We start from the raw sequence: 24,842 nt of genomic DNA, 5'->3' as shown, positions 1-24,842 counted from the left end.
GTCATGAAAGGCGGAGCATCCGTGCTCCTAGTCGATTGGACTTACTGGGTCATGATGCGGGCAACGTTTTCTGACACGCTAACCGCACCCTGATATATCTCATCCATTACGGCTTGTACGCTCTGGATCTGTTCTGCATTGGCATCTACGTCATTTTTCACTTTAAACATTTTGTCTCTGGCGCGCTGAGCAAGACCTTTGTTTTCGCCAACCACGTTTTCAATCTCGATGGTGGAGTCGCTAGTACGTTTTGCTAACTGGCGAACCTCGTCAGCAACAACCGCAAATCCACGACCTTGATCGCCCGCTCTGGCCGCTTCAATGGCTGCGTTAAGTGCGAGTAAGTTGGTCTGATCGGCAATGCCGCGAATGGTAGATACGATCTGTTCAATATTGGCCGATTGCGTGGTGAGTCGCTCAATTAACTCGTTGGCGTCGTCTACTTCTTGCAAAGTGGCATTAAAAAAGTTTACTGAGTTCGCCAGTGACTCTGTGCCGCGCAATGCAATCTGCGAGGTCTCTTCTGAAATAGCCACAGCATGCTCAGACGCTCTGGCTATATTGTTTTGCTCGTTAACCCGTTTGGTAATGTCAGCAGCAAACTTGATGATTTTTATTACTCGGCCATCAGGTGAATAAATCGGGTTATACGTGGCTTCAAGCCATAGCATTTCACCTGCAGCATTTTTGCGTTTGAATTGCCCAGACTCGAACTTACCGGTAGCAAGTCTGTCCCAGAAATTAGGATTGTCGATGTAGAAGTCGTCGTAGCAGAACATACGGTGATGCTTGCCGCGAATCTCGTCGAGGGTATAGCCTACTGTTGATAAGAAGTTATTATTTGCTGTCAGAATAGTGCCGTCTGGCTCAAATTCGATAACAGCCATAGACCGGTCTAAGGCATCGGAAATAGCTTTATTCGCTTCAGCGGTTTCAATTTGTTTTGTAATATCAGCACAAATTTTCAGTACGCTGGTAATGACTCCGTTGTCGTCAACAATTGGGTCGTACGATGCTTCCAGCCAAACAGCAGTGCCGCTACGATGGCGACGACGAAACTGACCGGTGCTGGCGCGCCCGCTGTGCAAATCGCGCCACATTTGAGCGTATTCAGGAGAATTCTTATATTCGTCAAAACACAGGCTGCTGTGATGCTTACCAATAAGTTCGTTGGCAGAGAAGCCGAAGATAGCGGCAAACTTATCGTTGGTTTCAGTTACGATACCATCCGGCGTGAAGATAACATATGCGTTGTGACGTTTTACGGTATCGGAGAATGCTTTGTACTGATTCGCATTTTGAGAAAGTTTCGCGATATGAGTTTCGTAGGTCTTTTTCAGGGCAAACATTAGTAGTCTCGCGCTTTATTATTAATTATCACAACCATACTACTTTCACTGGCATGAATTGTGAGTTAGTCAAAAGGATGAGTTTTGTCTACCCAATTGAATTTGTTACTAAAATAAATTATGACTTTATGAAGTCATGACAAATTTTAATAAATCGGTGTGTTTAGTTTGTACTTAAATGCCAGGAAACAATGTTACGGCAAACTAATTTTACCCATAGTGGTTTCAGGAATGCCGTAGCGGTTATCTTTGAAGCAAGGGCTGCCTGCAAGCGTTTCATTTGCCAGTATGGCGAATAACAGCGCTTCTTTTGCATCAGGGTCGATACCCAGCTCGGCGAGGTTTTTCAACGTAAAGTTAGCTGGCAAGTCCGCTTGGATTGCCGAGGTTAACGTTGGGTTGTGCACGCCTCCGCCACTTAGATACACGGTGGTATCCATACTCGTTTGAACGGCATCAACAATGCCATTGGCAATCGCTTTGGCAGTGAAAGCGGTTAGCGTAGCCACAACATCCTCTGTGGGCAGTGTCAGAGTTTGGCTGTGCAAACGAGACTGATGCAAATACTCAAGGTTAAACACTTCCGGTCCGGTCGTTTTAGGCACGGGCGCATCAAAAAATTCGAAGCGCAGTAGCTCGTTCAACAGAGCCTCGTTCACCGTACCACGCTTCGCGATTTCGCCATTTTTGTCGTAGCGCAAATGAGAAAAGTGTTTCGACACAAAAGCATCGAGAATCGTGTTACCCGGTCCAATGTCGGTACTGAAAACGTCAGTGGCTTGCTGACCAGCGGGTAACCAGGTGAAATTAGCAATGCCTCCAATATTTAGCAGCACCCGGTTTTCAGTTTCGCTCCCAAACACCAGATAGTCGCCATACACTGCCAACGGCGCACCTTCTCCCCCAGCAGCAATATGCTTTTGACGAAAATCAGACAGAGTAATTATGCCGGTTGCCGTAGCAAGACGGTCCCCGTCGCCAATCTGCAGGGTGCCGTTGCCGTAGTCTGGTAAACCATGTTGTTCTTTCGGACAGTGGAAAATGGTTTGACCATGACTGGCAATACAGTCAATGGTCTCAGGGTCGACCTGCCATTTGTTCAAGGTTTGATTAATAAGCGCAGCGTGACAGTCGGCAACCCAGCCATTCAACAGGGTGACTTCTTGTAAATCCACATCCCGGCGGGCAAAAACTTGCTGAATGGCAAGACGGAATTCAACATCGTACTCAACCGTGGTGAAGCGCTCTACCCGAACCAGCGTTTGCTGGCCGTGGTATTGAATGTCGCATAGCGCGATATCCAGACCATCCAACGAAGTTCCACTCATCAAACCGAGAATTTTGCGGCGGGATTTGTTACCACTGTTATAAAGGCGTTCTATATATTTGTTCATGCTCTCTGGCCGGTTAGCAATCCGTATTGCAAAAGCAGTAGAATGGCGCAACATACTACAACGCACTGCGAAACAGAACTCGAATGCTGTTAGTAAGTCCAAACTAGCACAGACTATGTGTATAGTCGTGAACAAAGATTCGGGGTGAGATTACCCGTGATAAAAGTGCGACCGGCTTCGGTTCGCCAGTAGAAGAAGAAGGTAATGAGTAACGATGTTGTCAAACAAGGTTTTTCGCCGTATCGGATTTCGTTTTCTGATTGTATTGATGGGCGTGCCGATGCAGGTGAATCTCGCCATGAGTGCTGAATTTTCTAAATCACAAATTCGCCAGAATATTGCCCAAAAGCTCATGCTCGACATGCGCTATTTTTGTCACGACGACAATGAAAAATGCCGTGAGCCCATGACGGTTTTGCCAGAGTCATTGGCTGATTTAATTGAAGATACCGGGCTTGGTGGTGTGATTTTGTTTAGTGAGAATCTGCGCTATCCCAATCAAATCGCGGCCCTTACAAACGATATGCAGAAAGCGGCACTCAGTAGCAAAGCTGGACAGCCCTTATTTATCGCTATCGATCAGGAAGGGGGGCGCGTGTTCCGCACGCCGAGAGTATTTACCACCGATTTTGCGGGCAATATGGCGATTGGTGCAACAGAAGCGAAGCACGGCACCCGATTCGCATCAGAAAGTGGACAGATTTTAGCGCAGGAACTTAAAGCGCTGGGGATTAATACCAATTTCGCGCCTAATGTGGATGTGAATGCCAATCTCGAAAATCCAGTGATCAATGTGCGATCTTTCGGTCAGGACCCAAAACTCGTTGCAGAGATGGGGGAAGCACAGGTGAGGGCCATGCAAGGTGAAGGTGTGCTGGCAACGTTGAAGCATTTCCCTGGTCACGGCGACACGCATACTGACAGTCATCTGGCATTACCGGTTGTCGACCATACCAAAGCGGTAATAGATGCCGTTGATGTATATCCGTTTAAACAAATTATTGCCAAAGCCAAGCCCGCCATGGTGATGACGGCGCATATTCAGTATCCACAGCTCGATGACAGCACCCTGCTAGACCGGGATGGCAACCCGCAAATTAAACCGGCTACGTTATCCCATAAAATCCTTACCGGCATTCTACGCGACGAACTAAATTTCGACGGTATCATTGTGTCAGACGCTATGAACATGGCGGGTATTGCTAAATTTTTCGACCAGACCGATGCGGTTGCTGCTTCTTTTGCCGCAGGGACTGATGTGGTGGTTATGCCATTGCCCATGCATAACAAACAAGACATTAAACGATTCAATAAGTTGCTTGATGCGTTAGTAAAAAAAGTGCAGAAAGGTGAGCTCGACGCGAAGCAAATTGCCCGTTCTGCTGAACGCATCCGCGCCACGAAGCAGCGCTTTGGGTTAGCCAAGTGGCCTGCACCCTCGCCAGAACAATTGGCCGCGAATTTGTCTGCTAACAAACAAAAAGCCCAAAAACTGGCTGATGCCGCGGTGGCTGCTTTGTCAGGCATGGCGAAGGATTATGTTATCCCGGCAAGCGACAAAGTCCTGGTTTTGATGCCTGAAATGAATGTGTGCAGCGCCCTCGAGTATCACATCACGCTGTACCGCCCGAAGCAGCAAATTATGTGTATGAGTTTGCAGCAAATTAACGCAGCGTCACTGAAATCAGCGCTGCAACAAGTAGACAGCGTGGTGGTTGGCAGTATGACACCAACACCAAGCCTGGTTGAGCTTGGCGGTATGGAAGATATGGCGGCAAATCAGCAACAACTGATGGGGTTTGATGAAGCACAGGCTATGTTACCTGGATTGTTTGATCAGGTTCAGGCCAGCGGCAAGCGCAGCATTCTGGTTTACCTGCGAATGCCTTACGACAAAGCGCGACTGGACACCCGTGCTGGTGCGGTTCTGGCCACCTATAATGCGAATGTGTATGCCCTGTCTGAAGACGAAGATGCCCGATTTACCGGCGGCACGATGGACAGCCTGGCACGAGTGTTAATCGGCCTGCTTACCCCATCAGGTGGATTACCTGTGTCGCTGACAAATTCTGTTCATACCGAAGCGGCACCGCATCCCGCGCGATTTGAATGGGCCAATGATTAGGCGCTTTCGTCGCTACGCCACACTGACACTGGCGACCCTTATCGGCGTGACACCCGTGCCCGCCGATACGCTCTCGGGTCAACTGGTGCTGCAATCAAAAAATCGGGGACAACGTGTTTCCGGTGTGTTTACTACGCCGGGTGAACGCGCCCGGCTGCGTATTTTTCCCATGCAGTACAGTCAGGTCATCATTGAAATTAACCATCAGATTGTCTATCAAGGCGAACTCAGCCCTACATCGGAAGGGCCGCTGATCTTAAATGACAAATCCGCAGTGCACGCCGGTGAAAACACGCTTACGCTCACACTCACTGAAGGTGATGTTGCCGTGGCGGTGGATTATCCGCAGCTTGAGATTGCAGGGGAAGACGCATCGCTGACAGATCTCCAGAAGCGTGAACTCAGGCAAATCATAAGTCGCTATTCAGGCACAGACCCAAATACCAGTCTGTACCCTGGTGCGGCTTTACTGGTGGCCCGGGGCGGAAAAATCCTCTTCGCTGAAGGGCAAGGTATGGCGCAATATCAAGGGGCAACAGACGGCGAGCTTTACCCGTTTACTGCTCCTCGCAAGGTGCATGCTGATACCGTGTTCGATTTGGCCTCGGTGACCAAGGTGGTGAGTACCACAGCAGCGATAATGCATCTTGTGAGTGAACGAAGATTGTCACTCACCGATACCCTGGGTGAATTGTTACCCGGCATGTCCGGCACAGATAAAGCGCAGATCACATTGAAACAGCTCTTAACGCACCGAGCCGGCCTGTGGGAGTGGCAGCCTACCTGGCTGCATAAAAAGCGCAGTCGAAGTTCTGTTTATACTTATCTGGCAGCATTACCTCTGCGCTATTCGCCGGGAGAAAAGCGTGCATATTCTGATATTGGGTTTATGTTACTCGGTGAAATTGTGGAGCATACAACGGGCTCCCGTCTTGATGAGTATGTGCAAAACACCGTATTTGCGCCGCTAGGCATGAATCACACCCGCTATCTGCCGCCTCCAGAATGGCGAAGTAATATCGCCGCGACGTCACTGGGTAACGGTTATGAACAGCATATGGTGACGTCGGGTAAGCCTTACCCGATTTTAGATAAGCCACCGCTCTCCAATACTTTCTCTGGTTACCGTAATGATGTGCTGAATGGCGAGGTTAACGATGGTAACGCCTGGTACGGACTGGAAGGTGTGGCTGGTCATGCGGGATTGTTCTCTACCGTGCAGGACCTCGCTGTTTTCTGCCAGACATTGCTAAACGGTGGTGGCTACGGTAACACCATGCTGGCTGATCCGGAAACCCTGAATCAGTTTTTGCAAACGCCTTTCGATACCAATCAGGCGCTGGGGTTCTGGCGATTTGAAAATGGTGAAGGGCGAGAAAGTTTCGGGCATTCTGGGTTTACCGGCAGTGAAATCATGTTCAGGCCAGACGACCAGCTCATCGTGATCATGTTGACCAACCGGCAACATAACGGACTCTCCATCGATGGTACATACCCTTCTGTTAAACCTGCCTGGAATGCGCTACTCAGAGCCCTTGACGGGTTTTGGAAATCGCCACAGGTATAACCGGCATGTGTCGCAGAATCTTACTGACGACACAATCCGTGCTCAGGATTTGCTGCCTGGTTGATAGTGATATTCCGGTACAGTTGCGTCGCTGAGCGGACAGCCTGGCAGACGATCGTCGGCGGAGATGAACACCCAGTCAGTGCGATGGGCAAAGCCCATATGTTCCACGGTGTCCACATTGAAACACTCCGGAGAGACATGTTCGGCACTGGTTAGAATGAACCGGTTGCTGTCTTGGCCAATCCAACGGTAGGCTTGCGAGATTTGCGCATCGTTAGGCGTGTGGAAACCAAAGTGAGTTACCGGGTAAGGTGAGAAAAGAATAAATTGTTCAGCAAAGTCCACCAAGCCGACCTCAATATTATCGCCGTGTTGCGCCTGAATATTGGCATAAATATGCTTCGGCGTTTTTACCTCTTCTAACAGCGTTGCACCCCAGGAACTGTATCCAGCCCAGAGCATGAAGATAAAAGCTGGCCACGCCTGCCACTGGTTTCTTCTAATGTTTAGCGCGCAAATGGCGGTACCGAGGAAACCGGTGAAAATAAAAAAGTACCAGGGCGCAATGTCAAACTTCTCTTCCAATTTAACGGCGGCTGTCAGTCCTGCGAGACCGCCTATACCGACAAGTAGTAGTGCTACAGACAGCGCCAGTGCGATACCCCACAGGCACCATTTTAAACCCTTGCTACTGATGAGGTTATAAATATAGGGTGCACTGATGAGCGCAAGCATGGGGACTGCTGGTAACACATAAACACCACGTTTACCTGGACTCAAACTGAAAAATAGCAACAGTAGAATAATCCAGCCAAGAGGAATAATAACGCGGGCATCGCCTTGCTTAATATGACGGAACCAATGGGGCACAAGCCACGGAATGGCAACACTGAGAGGAAGCCAAAACGCGGGTATAACACTCGTAATGTAATACCAGAACGGTTTTATATGATGCCAGGAATTGGCGTATCGGGTAACCGTCTGACGGAACAGAATGTTGTCACGATACTGTGCAAGTAGGGGGTCATTACTATGCTCAACAGCCATTAGCATCGGGATTAGCCATAAACTGATCGCTAGCAGCATTACCAGCGGACCAGCTAGCCATTTTGCTATAGACATGATGCTTAAAGAAAAGGCTGGGCGAACGAAGAAACCGCGGTAAAGCACATAGGGAATTAACATGAAAATGGGTAAAAAACCAACGCCCTTGGTAATTACACCAATGCCCATAAAAAAGCAGCCAAAGTAGTACCAACGCCAAAGATGATCGACTAGCAAAAAACGCAGCAATCCGTAACAGCCCAGCGTTATCCAGCAGGTCACCAATGCATCAATCTGGGCCGACTTGGCTTGTAAAACAAACTGGAAGGTGGTTAACAGCAAAGCGGCTGCAATCAGTCCTGTTTGTTTACTCCATAACCGCTTACCAATGTCATAAACTGAAAATAGCGAAAGCATACTTGCCAGCGCTGAAGGAAGCAGAAATGCAATTTTCAATGAGCCCGTAAGCGCATAAAACACCGCTATGGACCACATGAAAACCGGTGGTTTATCGGGATAATATTCGTTTCCTCGCATCGGAAATAACCATTGACCTGATTCCACCATCTCTTTTGCGATTTGGGCAAAACGCGGTTCGTCGGCTGGCCAAGGAGAGCGCAAGCCCATACCGAAAAAGATAACCGCAGCGGCAAATAAAAAGAAGAGAAATACACTATTCTGGTTATTGTTCGTTAACCTTGCATACCAGTTATATTGTTGACTTTTAATCATTGTTTCTCGAGGCCAGAGGGTAATGTGGTTGTTACAGTTTTATCGCTATCATCCAGGTTTGTACCAGCTTTGAATTGACGATAAAGATAAACCCCAAGTAGCGCGGAAAGACACAATAGGCCAACACTTAGCGCCATTTTCCAACTTGATTGAACAACAACACCTTTACCCATCAATGAGAAAATCATCATTTGCGGGATGTAACCTATGGCAGAACCGAAAATAAAGGGGGCGGGTTTAACTGTGGTCACGCCGGCAGCAAGGTTAGTCAGCAGATTATTGCCAATGGGGAGTAGTCGTATGACGATGGTTTTTAAAAAACAATGTTTTTGTAGAAAGCCGTTTATTTTAGCTATCTTGGAGGGGTATCGGTTGTTCACCCAGCGGCGGGCCCATAATCGAGATACCGTAAAGCAACAAGCGCAACTTATGGTTGCAGCCAACGTCGCGTAAATAAAGCCTTCGGTGAATCCGAAGGCATAGCCAGCAAGAAATGCGACGACTTGCCGGGGCATGCCTACCGAAAGTAAGCCAGTAGCTATCGCAAGAAAAAGCACTGTGCCCGTAACGCCATTATTTCGAGTATGGGCATCTATCCAGGTCTGATCAAAACCCGTTAAAGCGGGCAATTGGTTGAGTAATTCGCTGGCCGCAAAAAGTACAAGCAGCACAACAGTCAAGTTTCTAATCGCAGACTTCGGCGCATACTTCGAAACTACAGCTTTCAATTGAGTATTTCCACAGACTTAGAACGACGTTGCAGCCACAGTACGCCGGCCATATCTACAATGCCAACACCTACACGTCCAAGCATTGTATATTTGGAGGTGCCGAACTGACGGTCACGATGCGAGACTTCGGTTATTACAACGTTTCCACCGGCACGACGCACCAGTGCAGGTAGGAATCGATGCATATGATCAAAATAAGGCAATTTAAGAAAGGTGGCTCGGGGAAACACTTTAAGTCCACACCCGGTATCTGGCGTATTGTCATGCAAAATCGCGCTGCGAACACGGTTAGCAATACGAGACTGGAAACGTTTCCAGGTGGTATCTTTGCGTTGCTTGCGATAACCCGCTATACAAAAGTCGCTGGTAGCGGGAAGCAGGCTGGCAGCATTTAGCATGGCAGGAATATCTGCGGGGTTGTTTTGGCCATCGGCATCCAGGGTAACAATAAGTTTTCCCTGCGCTTTATTAACGCCGGTATAAATAGCCGTGCTTTGTCCACAAGAATATTTATGACGGATAAGTTTGAGTGGAGTATTTTTTAGGACCGCCAGTTCTTTTATCACTTGCGCTGTAGCATCGGTACTACCGTCATCGACGTAAATAATTTCGTATTTTAGTGGCAAAGTTGAAAGTGCCAGCTCGATTTCACTGACCAGTGGAGCAATATTATCCTGCTCATTTTTGGCGGGAATCACAACAGAGAGGTCCAAAGCACTATCCTTTTCGGTATTTCATTTGCGTAGAAAAGAGTGCTGAGTGTACTCAATGAAACTTAAGGATAGCTTAAGAGAAAGGAAAGAAACTAACATACGCCTGATAGGTCAGGCGTATGTTCGAAGAAGGTGAGCTTATTTAGCTTTACCTTGCTTAGCTACGGCATCCATCATCGCTTTGATGGCTTCCGGGTCGCCCAGGTATTCTTTTGAAATAGGCTTCAGATCTGCATCCAGTTCGTAAACCAGTGGAACACCAGTAGGAATGTTCAGTTCCAGCACTTCTTCTTCAGACATGCCATCCAGATACTTAACCAGGGCACGCAGGCTGTTACCGTGTGCAGCAATAACCACTTTCTTGCCGCTCTGAATTGAAGGGCGAATCACATCGTGCCAGTAAGGCAGTACGCGCTCGATGGTCAGTGCAAGGCTTTCTGCGCGAGGCAGGATGCTAGGATCAACATGGCTGTAACGACGGTCATGGCCAGGGAAATGTTCACTGCTTTCTTCAACCGCCGGAGGTGGTACGTCGAAGCTACGACGCCAAATTTTAACCTGATCTTCACCGTGCTTCGCAGCAGTTTCGGCTTTATCAAGGCCAGTCAGCGCACCGTAGTGACGCTCGTTCAAACGCCAGTGGCGCTCAACCGGCAGATAATGCTGACCCATTTCTTCCAGCGCCAGATTCAGGGTTTTAATCGCACGCAACAACACAGAGGTATAAGCGATATCAAACTCGAAGCCAGCATCTTTCATCAGTGTACCTGCGTTTTTCGCTTGCGCGACGCCGGTTTCTGTCAAATCCACATCTTTCCAGCCGGTAAAACGGTTTTCCAGATTCCACTGACTTTCGCCGTGACGGATTAGTACCAATTTATACATATAGGTTCCCTAAGACTTGGTGTTGGATAGAAAGTGGTAAAGGCATTCAGACTGCTATGCCAAATTTACAATCGAAATTGCAGTAATCATCCTTTATTCACGGTTAAAAATCCAGTTTAGCTGGTCGGGCTACCACAACTTATTGGTATTAGTTATTGAGATAAAAGCACTTTTAAGACGGTATTTAGAGAATAAACCGGGTTTGGTGTGTTTTATGCTTCATCAAAGGGGAAAGAAACTTTTTAACCGGTCTGAAGAGCGCATTCAAATCTGAATGGTTAAGTCGGGCAGGTATTTAAATTTTGCAGGGAGTAACGGCAATGTGTCTTGATTCTATCAAAATTCAAAAAAAACGTGGTAAAGCAATCAAATTGGGCGCAGATGACGCGGCCGATATTAAAGGTGCTGGCAAACAGTACCGTTACAAGGCGCGAGGTACGCGTAGTTCACAACTGGTGAATAAATCGATTTCTTCTACGTCTCACTCTAGCTATTAATTCGTACTCGTTTACCGCTCATTCAGGCCGGCTGTATCGGCCTGAATGATAGACAATCTTTCACGGTTAAATTTCTGCAAATGCTTCTTGCAGAATTTGCACTGCTGCCAGTGTTTTTACTGGCGTGGCGTCATGTTTAGGGCCAATGGCATACACACTGTAAGACGCTTTTTTCCATTCCGGCATTACATTCACTAACTTACCTGACGCTATGTACTCGCGAATTTCTGGTTCTGGCAGAATGGCATAACCCACGCCATCAAGTGTAAGGCGTACCAGTGCCTGCACTGAGTTAACAACCATGCGAGGTACTGCCGGCACCAGACTTCGAATTGCATCTGACGTTTCAACGGTATCTTGCAGGCCGCGATGCGCCATGTAGGTGTATTCTGATAATGCTTCAGCGGTAAGATCAGACTGATTAGCAAGGGGGTGATCGCCAGCTACACAAAGCATCAGATTCCAGGTTGCCAGGTGACGACAATGTAAATTCACATCGTGAACTTCTTCTACTGAAATGGCTAAATCGGCACCAGATGCAATGACATCCACGTGATCATCGGTGAGATCCAACGACACTTTTATCTTGGGGAATTCATTGAGTAGGGCTTGTAACGGGCCACTTAACAAACCACCACCAAACCCTTCAGGCGCGATTATCTTCAGTTTTCCAGACGGCGTCTCCTGAAGTTGTTCCATTTGTTGTTGCGCTTTTTCGGCAACATCGATCAGCTCTAAACTGGTTTTGTAATAGATATGACCGGCTTCAGTCAGGCTGATGTGGCGGGTGTTACGATTAAACAGGCTAAGGCCAATTTCATGTTCCAGTTTTCTTAACTGCTGACTAATGGCTGAAACGGTCATGTGGAGTTTTTTGGCTGCAACACTCATGTTGCTGGTTTCAGCAACTTCAACAAAAATCTGCAGCGAACGGAGAAGCTTGGTGTTCATATAACGAGTTGTTCCTTTGAAATCTCAGAAATGAGTTGAGAAATCGTACGAGTCAGTTTAGTCTAAATAAAAATAATTCTCATTTCTTGATAGTTCACACTTTGCCAGAATAGAGCGGTTAGAAATAAGAGTCGAACCCATAGCGCTCAATTCGTGGGGCAATGGGATAAACGGCTGATAAGCCCGATTTATCTGGGGGTTGTGAGTTTTTAAGACGTTTTCAGTAACATGAATTTAATAACCCAACTACGGGTTCAGATATTTTTTATAGGAGTTAGTTCATGGAATTTACTTTTCGGAAGCCAACGGGTGTCGCCAGAAAGGCGCTCTTTTCTCTTGCGGTGGCTTCCGTAGCTCTGATGTCCGGTGCTAGTCAGGCGGATGAACTCAAAGTCACGTTGCCGAGAATGTCAGTGGCTGAGTATCACGCGCCTTACGTGGCGGTCTGGCTGGCTGATGGCAAGAACAAACGCGTAAAAGACATCGCCGTGTGGTACGACATGGAAATGGAAAACGCCAAAGGTGAGAAGTGGCTGAAGGATTTGCGCTTGTGGTGGCGTCGCAGCGGTCGTAGTGCAGATATGCCTCTTGATGGGGTGAGCGGTGCGACACGTCGCCCTGGTGAACACAGTATTGATCTCGGTAACACGTTTGCGGATATCCCTGCTGGTGAGTATACGCTGAATGTAGAAGCAGCCCGAGAGCTTGGTGGCCGTGAAGTTGTAAGTGTACCAGTAACATTGCCTGTAACGTCCGCCCAGCATCAATCTGCTGATGGCGAAAGTGAAATTGAAAAAATTGAATTAACCCTGGAACGGTAAAAATGAAATTAAAAACTCTATTAGGAACCGGCGTTGTTGCCTTGTCTTTAATCGCAACGCCTGCCATGGCACACCGTGCATGGATTAAACCTTCTACCACTGTGGTTTCTGGTGAAAACGAATGGATTACGTTTGATGCCGCTGTAGCCAACGGTATCTTTATGCCTGACCACTTTGCACTGGGCACAGACGCTATTTCTGTTACTTCCCCTTCTGGCAAAGCCGTTGAGAAACAAAATGCGCAGAAGCTGCATTATCGCAGCGTGTTCGATATCAACCTTACTGAGGAAGGGACCTACAAAGTTGAGATTGCGAACCAGTCTTTGATGGCCTTCTGGAAAGATGCCGACGGCAAGCGTCAAATGTGGCCTGGTCGCGGTAAAACCGGCACGCTGGCAGAATTTAACAGCGCTGTACCTAAGCAAGCCGATGACCTGCAGGTCGTCGAGTCTTCGCGCCGTATTGATGTTTTCGTTACCTCTGGTGAGCCAAGTGAAGCGTCTGTTGCACCGTCGGGTAAGGGTCTTGAGTTAGACGGTAAAACTCATCCAAACGACCTGTACACCGGTGAGGAAATCAGTCTTGGCTTCCTGATGGATGGCGAAGCAGCAGCAAACACCCACGTCACTATTGTTAAAGACGGTGAGAAGTACCGTGATACCGATGACGCCATGAAACTGACTACCGACGCCAGTGGCGCTATTGCCGTTACATTTGACGAGCCAGGTATGTACTGGCTGGAAGCAGAGTTTGAAGACGACAATGCGAAAGCGCCAGCACAGAAGCGTCGTGGCGCGTTTGTACTGGTTATGGAAGTACTTTCTCTGTAATCGCAATGCCTCGTTAAACACAATGCTTAAAGCCCCGAATGTTAACCTGTCGGGGCTTTTCTATTTGTAGCTGAAATTTACCCTAATTCACTGGCATCGACTCGCGCTTATATGTCTACTTTTACGGCACAAAGTGATAGTCTTAACCCATAATGATTAATTCCTGATGATTCTCACCCGCGCTTCGGCACCGCCGCTCTGGCCGCATCAGCACGGCGAGGTAGATATCATCTTCAATTCAGGTTTACATCCATGTTCCGCGCTGGTTTTTCTTTTCGTTCCGCCATGTTGTTAATAACGGTTTTACTTTTTGCTGGTGGTTGCTCCTCTACGCTTCAATCTGAACTTCCCCGCGTAGAAAGCGCAGAAGCTGGAATCGGTTTTGGGCCTAAACAGTTTGAACAAGCCGGTTTCACGGCGATTGCTGTGGCTTATGGCCCGGAAATGAAAGGTATTCTGGGTCGCATTGAAGCCGACCCGGCGGCAGAAATAACCGACGTAGTGCAATACAAGGGCGTAACTTATCGTATGGGCAGCTACCACGATGAGCCCATACTGATTTTTGCTACCGGCATGAGTATCGCTAATGCGTCTTTGACCATGCAAATGGCCATCGATTATTTTCCAGTAAAGCAGGTTGTGTTTATGGGGATTGCCGGTGCGGTGAACCCTGCCTGGCAACCGGGCGATGTGATTGTGCCAGCGCGTTGGTACTATCATGACGAAAGTGTTTATGCCAATCCTGATAAAGCCAACCCGGGCAGCTATGTTCTGCCAGAGTATTACGCCAAATTTGTTGATGAACAAGAGGCCCGCCGGCGTGTAGATCCGCACTTACCCAAATACAAAAACTTCCGCTTTATTCACCCTGATGAAGTGCTCATTGTGAAAGACGGCATGACAGTGCCTCAGGACACGGCATATTTTTCTGCAACGCCACGTCTGCTGGATGCCGCCCGGGAGGCGATGATGACCATGCCGGAACAGCGCATCTTAGGCGAACGTAAAGCGCAACTGACGGTGGGCGGAAACGGGGTAACCGGTTCGGTATTCTTAGATAACCGGGAATATCGCAAATGGACCAGAGAGGTGTTTGATGCCGAGGTAACGGAAATGGAATCGGCTGCGGTGGGACAAGTGTGTACCATCAACAATATTGACTGGGTGGTAATACGTGCTATTAGTGATCTAGCAGGAGGCCAGGAAGGCGTAAACGTTGAGCATCTTTATGATCAGGAAGTGTCGCGAGTTGGTGCAAATGTGCTGTTTGCGGTATTAAACTCTCTGGTAAATACAGAGAAATCACGCTAAGCCTTATACATCCGTATAACTTTAGTATTTTGGTGGCGCATAATTATAATTTATTAGGTAAGCTAGTCTGACCAGAAGTTCAGGTTGTAAGTATGTTTAAAATTCTCGTTGTCGAAGACAGTCAGATTGTTCGTAAAATTCTGAATAAGCTTGTTGAAGACAATCCTCATTTTCAAAGTGTGCTGTGTGCTGACTATGCGCAAGCAAAGGCGAAGATAGAAAGCGACGAGGAATACCTCGCGGCCATTGTCGACCTGAATCTGCCAGACGCGCCACGTGGTGAAATTGTAGAACTGATGCTGTCTCACAATGTTCCTACTGCGGTGCTCACCGGCAACTTCGACGAAACACTTCGTAACGTACTCATTGATAAAGGTGTGTTGGATTACATTACCAAGGAATCCCGCTATTCCTACATGCAGGTAATCAAACTCATCGACCGCTTGCGAAAAAATCTCACTACCAAAGTGCTGGTGGTGGATGACTCCACAACCAGTAATTCCTACTTATGCGCATTTTTGCGGAAATTCCGTTTCCAGGTCATGTCTGCGTTTGATGGTGTGGAAGCGCTGAAGATCTTGCGCGAGAACCCTGACATAAAACTCGTCATTTCAGATTATATGATGCCCAATATGGACGGCTTTGAGTTGGTCAAAGCGGTTCGACAAGACCGGGCGTTCCAGGATCTCGTGTTCATTGGCTTATCGGCAAACGGAAACAGTATGTTGTCGGCCAAATTTATTAAAAGTGGTGCCAATGATTTTCTGAGTAAACCTTTCTATCACGAAGAGTTTTTCTGCCGGGTGTTACAAAACCTCGAAGCACAGGAAATGCTGGAAACAATCCGCGAAGCGGCCAGCCTGGATTCCCTAACCAATACCTATAACCGCCGATACCTTTTCGAGCACGGCGAGGCATTATTCAGACAAGCAAAAGGCGAAGTGGGTCTCAGTGTGGCCATGCTTGATGTTGACGACTTTAAATCCGTGAATGATACCTATGGGCATAAGGTGGGCGACCAACTGTTGCAAGAGTTTGCCAGCTTAATGGGAGACTACTTTGGTGATGATCTTTACGGTCGATACGGTGGTGAAGAATTTAGCGTGATGTCAACGCGTCAGTATCACCTGTTTATTGAAGACATTAACAAATTTGTTGCGGCGGTTAGAAATCACGAGTTCACCGAACACAGGCTGAAACTCACTTGCAGTATCGGTATTTGTTCAGAAGAGCAAGAAACGCTGGATCAACTGGTCGATATTGCAGACGCCCGCATGTACAACGCCAAGCGCTCAGGGAAAGACCAGGTTATAGAGATGGATTGAGTCGACGGGCTTATGAGCCAATATTCAGTGCGCGGTGCTATGGAAAGTATTTAAAATTAATTAAGGACAATGGTTATGTGCAATCGAATACCTTTTGGCGCGCTTTTGTTTACGCTGGTTTGTTGGCTTTCCACGCCACTTGCCAGCGCTAACGAAGATACGCCTGACACCCTAAGCCAGCTTGATAGTGAAATAGCAAACCTCCTCGAAACCCGCAATATTCCCTCTATATCCTACGCCATCATCCAATCTGATCAGCCACTGCATATTAAATCGATTGGCATTGCCGATAACGCCACAGGCAAACCGGTGCAACCTTCTTCTCAGTACCGTATCGCTTCTGTGAGCAAGATGTTTGTGGCAATTGCGGTGATGAAGCTCATTGAGCAAGGCCGTATCGATCCTGAAGCGAAAGTGCGTGATGTATTGCCCGACTTCATGTTCGAGAACCCTTGGGAAGATAGTCACCCCCTTAAAGTAAAGCATCTGCTCGAGAGTACAACGGGGTGGGATGATTTGTCGCTGATGGAATTTGTCCATGATAGTCGGCCAGCACTGCCGCTCGACGATGCGCTGAATTTCCACCCAGACAGCCATGTATCACGATGGCCGCCGGGAACCCGCCATGCGTATTCAAACAGTGCTGCAGCCGTTGCAGCCCTGTTGGTAGAGAAAACCGCTGGCATGCCTTTTGGTGACTACGTTAAAGCCAATATCTGGCAGCCATTGGGCATGAATAACACCACTTACAATGAACCTGACGATAAGTATTCTGTTACGGGATACAGCAACGGCCAAGCAGTATCTCATCAACAAATACTGGTTTACCCCGCTGGCGGCGCATCGGCCAGTATTGAAGACCTGGTTACCTTGCTACAAGTCTATCTCAATCGCGGTGAACCACTACTAGGCACCCCAAGTGTGGAGCGAATGGAACAGTCTGAAACCACCAACGTAGGTACGTTCCCTGGTGGCTATGGCGTTTATAATTTTGCAGCCACGTTCGACGGCTGGCGTTTTCGTGGTCATGACGGCTCAATAGCTGGCTGGTCTTCTGAGCTGGCATATATGCCCGAAACCGGCGCCGGATTTGTGGTATTGCAAAACAGTGAAGATCAGCGAGGTTTTTATCAGGTGGTGCGTAAACTGGCGGATTTTCTTACCCAAAACTACCCGGTGCCAGAATTAGAATCACAACCCGTACCAGCAAATTGGCAGGAAAAATCAGGTTTTTATCGCCCTATTAACCCCCGTATTGAGAAACAATACTTTCTTGAGCGAATTGGTTCACCTTTAAAGATAGATATCACTGAAAGTGGCGCGCATCTATACAGCGTGGCGACCCCAGGGTTTGACCGGGAAGCCGTTTATGTGGGTGACAATTTATGGATGAACGACAAAGGTGCTGTGGTAATGACTGCCGGAACCGATCCAGAAGCAGGAGACGTCATTCATTACGGCAACATGGTGTTAATGAAAACCTCTGCGTTCGATGTTTTTGCCGATAAAGCCGTTTTATTGCTTTGGTTGCTGTGCTTATTGATTTCTCTGGTATACACGCCGGTGTGGCTGATCAACAAGGCCAGAGGCAAAATTACAGCGCGCGCTGGCATCATGCTTCGTAAGTGGATGTCGTTGTCTATGCTATCAGCGGTGGCTTTCGTGGCGTTGCTCGCAGTTGGTTTGGGCGACCCCTTTGGTCAGCTTTCTGCACCCGGATTTGTGTCGATAGGGATCACCGTGATGTCTGTGGTATTTGCCGCTGTCACCCTGTATGCCTGTGGTGTGCGGTTCAAATATCGTGGCAAAGACACGTCCCGCTGGCTCCGGGGCTTTGTTGGCTTCTATTTGGTTTTACAGGTGGTTGTGGTTATCTATCTGTTCATCAATGGTGTAATCGGACTCATCCCCTGGACCTGATAGCGCAATAAATTAGCCCATATAAAATCTGTCGCTCCTGTTTTTCCACATCACAGGTGCCATTGCGCCTGTGATTGGGAAAGGGGGGAGCGTCTACCTTCCGCTTTATTTCGTTTTTTAGCGTTTCACTTTTCACGTTTCAATTTTGCGCGTTAACCCGTCGTTAACCCTCACCGCGGTATTCTGAGATCATCAGAGTAATAAGAGATGCGTCATGAACGTCAAACTGTCGATGCTGGCAATCGGCATCAGTTGCCTTATAAGCGGGTGCGCCAGTCAATCCGAAACCCACTACAGTGAGCAGGCATTGGAAAGCCTATACACGGGTGAAAGCTGGAGCCTCGAGCAGTCGAATGCCAAAAGAACAACCAGTCTTGTCGAATTAATGCCGGTTGCACAAGTGCAGCGTCTAATCGATGAAGCCTTACAACATAACCCCGGATTACAACAAACGCTGATCACCTTGAAGCAATCCCGGGTGCGAGAAACCTCGGCAAACGCATCCCGACTGCCGCAGGCATCAACCTCATTGTCGGGTTCAAAATCTGAGAATGGGGAAAACGTGTATAGCGCTGCACTGAATGTAAGCTGGGAACTCGATGTGTGGAATCGCATTGGAAACAGTGTGAGTGCGGCTGAATTCACTTCTCAGAGTAATGCTGCCGCACTACAGTCGGCGCAAGCGACATTAGCAGCCAGCGTGATGCAGGCCTACCTTGATGTAATAACACAGCAAAAGGTGTTGGAAATCGAGCGAAGAAATCTCGCCACCCTGGAAAACAGTGAAAGTGTGATTCTAGCGCGCTACCGGGCTGGTCTCGGCACCCTGAGCGATTTAGACACCGCACGTACCAGCAGCGCGACTTCTCGCGCAAATATTGCAGAATACGAATACAATCTGGCGAATTCACGACGTTCACTGGCGGTGTTGCTGGGCAGAACCGATATGTCGCTAAGCGATATTAGTGATGCCAGTCAGTTCCCGGAAGTGATATTGCCACTGGCAACCATGCCCGAACAGGATTTGGCCCGCCGGCCGGACCTAATGGCGGCGTATTTTCAGATAAAAGCGAATGAGTCCTCTGAGAAAGTCGCGTATAAACAACTGCTTCCTTCGTTAAGCATTTCCGGTTCACTCAGTGACAGTGGCGGCTCGCCAGCGCTGGCATTGTTTAAAGATCCGGTATGGAGTCTATTAAGCAGTGTAACTGCGCCACTCTTTCAAGGTGGTGAACTGCGAGCCAATATCAAACTGGCAGAACTGGATACCCTGAACAGTTGGTGGGGTTATCAACAAACCTTGCTGACTGCCGTGCAGGAAGTGCAATCGGCACTGGATTTGGAAACAACCTACCAGCGCCAGCAACAGCACACCCGTCAGGCGTATCAGAACGCCAGACGTAGCCTGGACAACTACACCAGCCAGTACCGTCAGGGTTTGAGCGACATACTCGATTACCTCTCGGTCACCCAAACCACCTATTCGCTGGAAGCGCAGTTGGTACAACTGCAACGCAATCAATTATCAAACCGCATTGACCTGGGCCTGGCGCTGGGCCTTGGAGTATCGTCATGAGTCAGAAACGTAAAACTATAATTGTCACCCTTGCTGCGGCAGCGGTGATTTTCCTGTCGTTACAAGTGGTAGGTGGCTCGTCGCAGCCGCCAGGACCACCGTCTGCCCCTGGCGGTAAACCCGAATCTTCCCAGCCGAACGCTGAGCCGGGTTCACAAAATCCCGAACGTGCAGCAACGCCTTCTCGTGAAGCAACACCTTCTCGTCCAAGTATGGGCGCACAGGAAGCAACCGTACCTGAGGTGGGTGTGGTGAATGTGGTAAGCCGCTCGCATCAGGCCAATGTGGAAGGTTATGGTCAGGTGAATCCCCAATTCAATCTTACTTTATCTGCGCAAGTAGCAGGGCGTATTCAGTCACTGGCTGATAATTTTGAAACCGGCGTACAGTTCAGTGAAGGCGACACCCTGGCAACCATCGACGATACCGACTACAAACAAGCGGTTGCTGCAGCCAGTGCCGCGCTGGAAGAGGCAAAAGTTGCCCTGGAAGAAGAGCGGTTACAAGGCAAGCAGGCACTGTCTGAATGGCAGCGTTCGGGTTTGGATGGCGAACCCTCCTCTGCGCTGGTGCTGCGCGAGCCGCAACTGGCCGCCGCAGAGGCAGCGGTAAAGCAAGCCAGTGAAGCCTTGACGCAGGCCAAGCGCGACCTGGCTTATACGGAAATTACATCTCCGTTTAACAGTGTGGTGGTGAGCAGAAGTATTCAGCCTGGCAGTTTTGTTCAGTCCGGTGCTGAAGTCGCTGGCTTGTACGCCACGGATATCGCCGAAATCTCTGTGCCGCTTTCTGCCAGTCAGTGGAACAACCTGCCGCCTGCAAGCTCGCTTAAACAGCAGCAGTGGCCGGTAACACTCACCGACATGGACGGACTTACTCAGTGGCAGGGTGTGGTTGAACGTGTGGAGCAACACCTCGATACCACGTCGCGCCAGCGTAGTGCCGTTGTGCGCGTGGCTAAACCTCTTGAGCAATCTACACCGCTTTATTTCGGCACTTATGTGGTGGCGAAAATCACTGGTCGCGTGTGGGATAACGTGTGGCAAATTCCATCTACGGCGATTTCGCAGAAGCAGGAAGTCTGGTTCGTCACCGATAATAACACGCTGGATAAATTTACCCCGTCAGTACTGTTTATGGAAGGCGGTCACGCCTTTATCACCCCGGTGGAAGGCATGGATATGGCGAAAATTGTCGTGCGCCCGCTCAACAGTTACCTGGTGAATACAAAAGTACTGCCGGTATCGGAGACCTCTGATGGACAATAATAACGGCGGTATCATTGGCTGGTTTGCCCGTAACCCGGTTGCCGCGAACCTACTAATGCTGACAATGATTGTGGTGGGCATTGCGTCGTTGAGCGATATCCGTAAAGAGGCGTTCCCAAGCATGGACCCTCGTTTTATTACTGTGTCCATGACCTACGACAGTGGTGATGCCGAGCAGGCGGAAGAGGGCATTGCGATTAATATCGAGAATGCGCTTGAATCTGTGCCAGGTATCAAGCGGATCACGTCTACCTCGTCTGCCAGCGGCGCCAATGTGCAAGTTGAGAAGGAAAGTGACTACGACCTCGATACGCTGCTTACCGATGTAAAAACCAAAGTCGACAGTATCTACAACTTCCCGTCAGATGCTGAAAAAGCGGTGATTTCTAAAGGGCGTCGTCAGGAGCATGTGATCTGGGTTGAATTGTATGGCGATACCGACCGCGCCACCCTGCAACAACTGGGCGAGCGCCTGGAACGAGAATTACTGGCCAAAGACGGTATTCGTGAAGTCAGCACGCCTAATTTTATCGACCCGATGATGTCCATCGAAATCGATGAGGCGAAGTTGCAGGCTTATGGGATCACCATGTCCGACATTGCTGATGCAATTAATCAGGAGTCGGCCACCGCCCTTACCACTAGCCTGCGGAATAAAGAAAAAGTCATCCGACTGAAGGCCTCCGAGCAAGCCTATTATGCCGAAGACTTTGCCAGTATTCCGCTGGTAGCCAATGACAACGGCACCTATCTTACCGTGGGCGATGTAGCCAAAGTCACCGATATGTTTGCCGACGATAGCTATTCGCTGGCCCGTTATAACGGCGTAAACGGCTACGGTATCGAGATCGTGATGGACGAAAACGGTGACGTGGTCAACATGGTTGAACAGGCGAAGCAGGTCGTTGCCGACTGGCACGAGCACGATTTACTGCCTGAAGGTGTCGAGCTGGAAACCTGGTACGACAGCAGCTCTATGATCACCGACCGCCTTTCTCTGCTCACTAAAAATGCCATGTCGGGCATTATTCTGGTGTTCATTACACTGGCAATATTCCTGAACTTACGCGTGGCGTTCTGGGTTGCGGCAGGCTTGCCGTTTATCTTCTTCGGCACGCTGTTCTTTATGACCGATGACTTCGCGGGAATGACCATTAATGAAATGACTACGTTTGGTTTCATAATGGCCCTGGGGATTGTGGTGGATGACGCCGTAGTGGTGGGGGAGAGCGTATACTCAACCCGGCAGAAATACGGCGATACATTGAGCAACACGATTAAAGGCACGTTACGGGTTGCCGTGCCTACCTTGTTTGGTGTGTTAACCACGGTTGCGACATTCTTTGCGCTGTCGAACGTGGAAGGCGGATTAGGGAAACTGTACTCTCAGTTCGGCATGATTGTCACAATTTGTCTGTTGCTGTCGGTGGTTGAATCTAAGCTCATTCTACCGGCTCACCTTGCACATTTGCCCACACACAGAAAGCCGAAAAAAGGCATTGCTGACTTGTGGGGTAAAGTGCAGCGCGGTGCTGATCGGGGACTGTCTTTCTTCAACGAGCGCATGTATCAGCCTGCGTTGAAAAAAGCGATTCAGTATCGCTACGCCTCGGTAATGCTGTTCATTGCCCTGTTTATTCTGGTGATTGGCATGCCTCTGAACGGTATTGTGCGGGTTGGCTTTTTCCCCAGTATGCCGGGAGACACGGTATCCGCCACCATGACCTTACAGAGCGATGCCAGTTATGGTCAGAATGAGAAAAACCTTACCCGCCTTGAAAATACCCTTAATCAGGCCGACGCCTTTTTGATGGAAAAACATGGTCTTGAAGGTTCGGGCATTGGTAACTTGCAGGTTACCGCCTCTGGTGACCAAAGTGGCAGCCTGACCGTGTTTCTTTCAGAGGACAAGCCCTACACGCTGGACGAACTGGCAAGTAAGTGGCGTGAACTGGCAGGGAACCCGGAAGGGGTGAAGCAACTTAAAATTCAATCCCGCCGCGAGATGGTAAGCGCCTTCCAGGTTGAGCTTAAAAGTATCAGTAACGACACCCTAAACGCGGCTGAAGCGGCTTTCCGTGAAGAACTGGCCAGTATCGAGGGGGTTCACAGTGTGGAAAGTTCACTCACACCCGGTGAAGCCATGCTGCGCTTTGAACTAACGCCCCAGGGCCGCGCGCTGGGTATGGATACCAAAAGCCTTTCACAGCAATTACTGCGGGCATTCGGTGGTGAAATTGTTCAGCGTTATCTGCGCGACAAGAACGAAGTGAAAGTGCGGGTACGTTACCCGGAAGCTGATCGTTCTAACCCCGCAGATATTCTTAACGCCCGTGTGCGTTTGGACGATGGCACAGTGGTTCCACTGGATGTGGTCGCCAGAATCATTCCAGATAGCCAACAGAAACAAATTACCCGCATTGACGGTTTGCGAGCACTTACTGTCTCTGCATCGGTCGTTAGCGATAAGGTCACGTCTACAGAACTTGTGCAACAGCTGAATGAAGGTTTGGCGGCGAAGCTTGAGCGTCAGTATGCCGATCTTGAAATCCACTTCGCCGGTGAAGCCGAGCAACAAGAAGAAACCCAGAGCTCTATGGAAACGGTGTTCATCCTGGCGCTGATTGCGATTTACTCACTCTTAGCCATTCCATTAAAATCGTACATACAGCCGCTAATCATCATGACTGCCATTCCCTTTGGCATCGTTGGGGCCATCCTCGGTCATTGGAGTAACGGACTCATGATGAGCTTGCTTTCAATGAACGGCATTCTTGCTCTCAGCGGGGTAGTGGTGAATGACTCATTGTTGCTGGTTTCCCGGTTCAATGAACTGCGCCGCATGGGGCAAGGTGTACAAGACGCTATTGTCGAGTCCTGCAGTAGCCGCTTGCGGGCCGTTCTGCTGACATCGGTAACCACCTTTGCCGGGTTGTATCCTATTCTTGGTGAAACCTCACGTCAGGCCCAGTTCCTGATCCCTGCGGCGGCATCGTTGGGTTATGGTATTCTGTTTGCCACCGTCATCACCTTGTTGCTTATTCCTGCGCTGGTGCTGATTAACGAAGATGCCAAACGTGGTCTGCTGTCACTTAAGCATGCCATTGGAAAACGGTTTGGAGACCGCAATGACCACATTACTACTGGTTGAAGATGATTTCGATTTAGCCGGGAATATTGTTGATTATCTGGCACTGGAAGACTTTGACTGTGACCATGCCAGTAACGGCGTGGCCGCACTGAATTTTCTGGATGAAAACGAATATGCCGTGGTCATTCTGGATATCAATTTGCCCCGACTGGATGGCTTATCGGTATGCGAAAAGCTGCGTGAAAAAGGCAATGATACCCCGGTTATCATGCTCACCGCACGGGACCAGCTAGATGACAAGCTGGCCGGGTTTGCTAAAGGTGCCGATGATTATCTGGTTAAGCCGTTCGCTATGGCTGAGCTGGTGGCACGTTTGCAGGCGCTTTCACTGCGACGAAGCGGGCAGGTAAAGCAATTGCGATGTGGTGAACTTTGCGTAGACGTGAACGGAAAAACGGCTACGTTGGCAGGCGAGCCGATAAAGATGAGCCCCACCGCGTTTGTTGTTCTTGAACAACTGGTGCGGGCTTACCCTGCGCCGGTATCCAGGGAAATGCTTTCTCAGGCAGTGTGGGGAGAAAACCGGCCAGACTCCAACAGTCTGAAGGTACATATTCACCACTTGAGAAAAGCACTGGGGAAAGACAGCGGCCTGGACGTACAAGCCGCTACCGGTGTGGGTTTTAGATTAGTTTCCGGAGCACAATAA

18 protein-coding genes and 2 pseudogenes are annotated in these 24,842 nt (G+C 49.0%); 12 read left to right on the top strand and 8 right to left on the bottom strand.

Annotated features, from left to right (window positions below):
• Positions 1–41 precede the first annotated feature (41 nt).
• The 3 genes and pseudogenes from BFC18_RS22100 to BFC18_RS01520 form a co-directional block, all read right to left on the bottom strand.
• Positions 42–401, bottom strand: a pseudogene (locus BFC18_RS22100) (methyl-accepting chemotaxis protein); the annotation flags it as partial.
• A gap of 219 nt (positions 402–620) precedes the next feature.
• Positions 621–1,349, bottom strand: a pseudogene (locus BFC18_RS22095) (PAS domain-containing protein); the annotation flags it as partial.
• A 194-nt stretch (positions 1,350–1,543) separates the two neighbouring features.
• Positions 1,544–2,743, bottom strand: coding sequence for an anhydro-N-acetylmuramic acid kinase (locus tag BFC18_RS01520; RefSeq protein ID WP_070123422.1), 1,200 nt, complete (start codon positions 2,741–2,743; stop codon positions 1,544–1,546).
• Between the two features lie 214 nt (positions 2,744–2,957).
• On the opposite strand from BFC18_RS01520, the gene nagZ reads away from it, so the two are divergent.
• Together nagZ and BFC18_RS01510 are read left to right on the top strand one after the other, a co-directional pair.
• On the top strand, positions 2,958–4,868 hold the full coding sequence (nagZ, locus tag BFC18_RS01515; protein WP_070123421.1) for a beta-N-acetylhexosaminidase: 1,911 nt from the start codon (positions 2,958–2,960) through the stop codon (positions 4,866–4,868).
• Positions 4,861–6,435 carry a serine hydrolase domain-containing protein gene (locus tag BFC18_RS01510; protein WP_070123420.1) on the top strand — a complete coding sequence of 525 codons (1,575 nt, stop codon included), beginning with the start codon at positions 4,861–4,863 and terminating at the stop codon, positions 6,433–6,435. The genes nagZ and BFC18_RS01510 overlap by 8 nt, the downstream gene beginning before the upstream one ends.
• 42 nt (positions 6,436–6,477) lie before the next feature.
• On the opposite strand, the gene BFC18_RS01505 is transcribed toward BFC18_RS01510, so the two are convergent.
• The 4 genes from BFC18_RS01505 to gpmA form a co-directional block, all read right to left on the bottom strand.
• Positions 6,478–8,214, bottom strand: coding sequence for an ArnT family glycosyltransferase (locus BFC18_RS01505; RefSeq protein WP_070123419.1), 1,737 nt, complete (start codon positions 8,212–8,214; stop codon positions 6,478–6,480).
• Positions 8,211–8,942 carry a TVP38/TMEM64 family protein gene (locus tag BFC18_RS01500; RefSeq protein ID WP_070123418.1) on the bottom strand — a complete coding sequence of 244 codons (732 nt, stop codon included), beginning with the start codon at positions 8,940–8,942 and terminating at the stop codon, positions 8,211–8,213. Before BFC18_RS01500 ends, BFC18_RS01505 begins: the two co-directional genes overlap by 4 nt.
• Complete coding sequence (locus BFC18_RS01495; RefSeq protein ID WP_070123417.1) at positions 8,939–9,658, bottom strand: glycosyltransferase family 2 protein; 720 nt, start codon at positions 9,656–9,658, stop codon at positions 8,939–8,941. The genes BFC18_RS01500 and BFC18_RS01495 overlap by 4 nt, the downstream gene beginning before the upstream one ends.
• Before the next feature lie 138 nt (positions 9,659–9,796).
• Entirely contained in the window at positions 9,797–10,543 is a 747-nt protein-coding gene (gene gpmA, locus BFC18_RS01490) for a 2,3-diphosphoglycerate-dependent phosphoglycerate mutase (protein ID WP_070123416.1), read from the bottom strand.
• Positions 10,544–10,863: 320 nt separating this feature from the next.
• Between gpmA and BFC18_RS21820 the strand changes: the two genes are divergently transcribed.
• Positions 10,864–11,040, top strand: a complete 177-nt coding sequence (locus tag BFC18_RS21820; protein WP_211481002.1) for a hypothetical protein — start codon at positions 10,864–10,866, stop codon at positions 11,038–11,040.
• A gap of 66 nt (positions 11,041–11,106) precedes the next feature.
• Here BFC18_RS21820 and BFC18_RS01485 read toward each other — a convergent pair whose 3' ends face one another.
• Positions 11,107–11,991 (bottom strand): LysR family transcriptional regulator, encoded by an 885-nt coding sequence (locus BFC18_RS01485; RefSeq protein WP_070123415.1) that lies wholly within the window; start codon positions 11,989–11,991, stop codon positions 11,107–11,109.
• 281 nt (positions 11,992–12,272) lie between these two features.
• On the opposite strand from BFC18_RS01485, the gene BFC18_RS01480 reads away from it, so the two are divergent.
• From BFC18_RS01480 to BFC18_RS01440, 9 genes are all read left to right on the top strand, one after another.
• On the top strand, positions 12,273–12,812 hold the full coding sequence (locus BFC18_RS01480; protein ID WP_083272858.1) for a DUF2271 domain-containing protein: 540 nt from the start codon (positions 12,273–12,275) through the stop codon (positions 12,810–12,812).
• A gap of 2 nt (positions 12,813–12,814) precedes the next feature.
• Entirely contained in the window at positions 12,815–13,642 is an 828-nt protein-coding gene (locus BFC18_RS01475) for a DUF4198 domain-containing protein (RefSeq protein WP_070123414.1), read from the top strand.
• A gap of 252 nt (positions 13,643–13,894) precedes the next feature.
• The gene (locus BFC18_RS01470) at positions 13,895–14,953 is read left to right on the top strand and encodes a 5'-methylthioadenosine/S-adenosylhomocysteine nucleosidase family protein (RefSeq protein WP_070123413.1); all 1,059 of its coding nucleotides are present in this window, start codon (positions 13,895–13,897) and stop codon (positions 14,951–14,953) included.
• 92 nt (positions 14,954–15,045) lie between these two features.
• Positions 15,046–16,278: a diguanylate cyclase gene (locus BFC18_RS01465; RefSeq protein WP_070123412.1), complete on the top strand. Its 1,233-nt coding sequence runs from the start codon at positions 15,046–15,048 to the stop codon at positions 16,276–16,278.
• 75 nt (positions 16,279–16,353) lie between these two features.
• The gene (locus BFC18_RS01460; RefSeq protein WP_070123411.1) at positions 16,354–18,198 is read left to right on the top strand and encodes a serine hydrolase domain-containing protein; all 1,845 of its coding nucleotides are present in this window, start codon (positions 16,354–16,356) and stop codon (positions 18,196–18,198) included.
• A gap of 214 nt (positions 18,199–18,412) precedes the next feature.
• Complete coding sequence (locus BFC18_RS01455) at positions 18,413–19,774, top strand: TolC family protein (protein ID WP_070123410.1); 1,362 nt, start codon at positions 18,413–18,415, stop codon at positions 19,772–19,774.
• Positions 19,771–21,042, top strand: a complete 1,272-nt coding sequence (locus BFC18_RS01450; protein ID WP_070123409.1) for an efflux RND transporter periplasmic adaptor subunit — start codon at positions 19,771–19,773, stop codon at positions 21,040–21,042. Before BFC18_RS01455 ends, BFC18_RS01450 begins: the two co-directional genes overlap by 4 nt.
• Positions 21,032–24,193 carry an efflux RND transporter permease subunit gene (locus BFC18_RS01445; protein WP_070123408.1) on the top strand — a complete coding sequence of 1,054 codons (3,162 nt, stop codon included), beginning with the start codon at positions 21,032–21,034 and terminating at the stop codon, positions 24,191–24,193. Before BFC18_RS01450 ends, BFC18_RS01445 begins: the two co-directional genes overlap by 11 nt.
• Positions 24,171–24,842: a response regulator transcription factor gene (locus tag BFC18_RS01440; protein WP_070123407.1), complete on the top strand. Its 672-nt coding sequence runs from the start codon at positions 24,171–24,173 to the stop codon at positions 24,840–24,842. Before BFC18_RS01445 ends, BFC18_RS01440 begins: the two co-directional genes overlap by 23 nt.

The sequence above is a fragment of the Alteromonas confluentis genome (assembly GCF_001757105.1).
Lineage (GTDB): Bacteria > Pseudomonadota > Gammaproteobacteria > Enterobacterales > Alteromonadaceae > Alteromonas > Alteromonas confluentis.
Note: the sequence above shows the minus strand (reverse complement) of the source record. Positions and strands in the feature narration are given on the sequence as shown.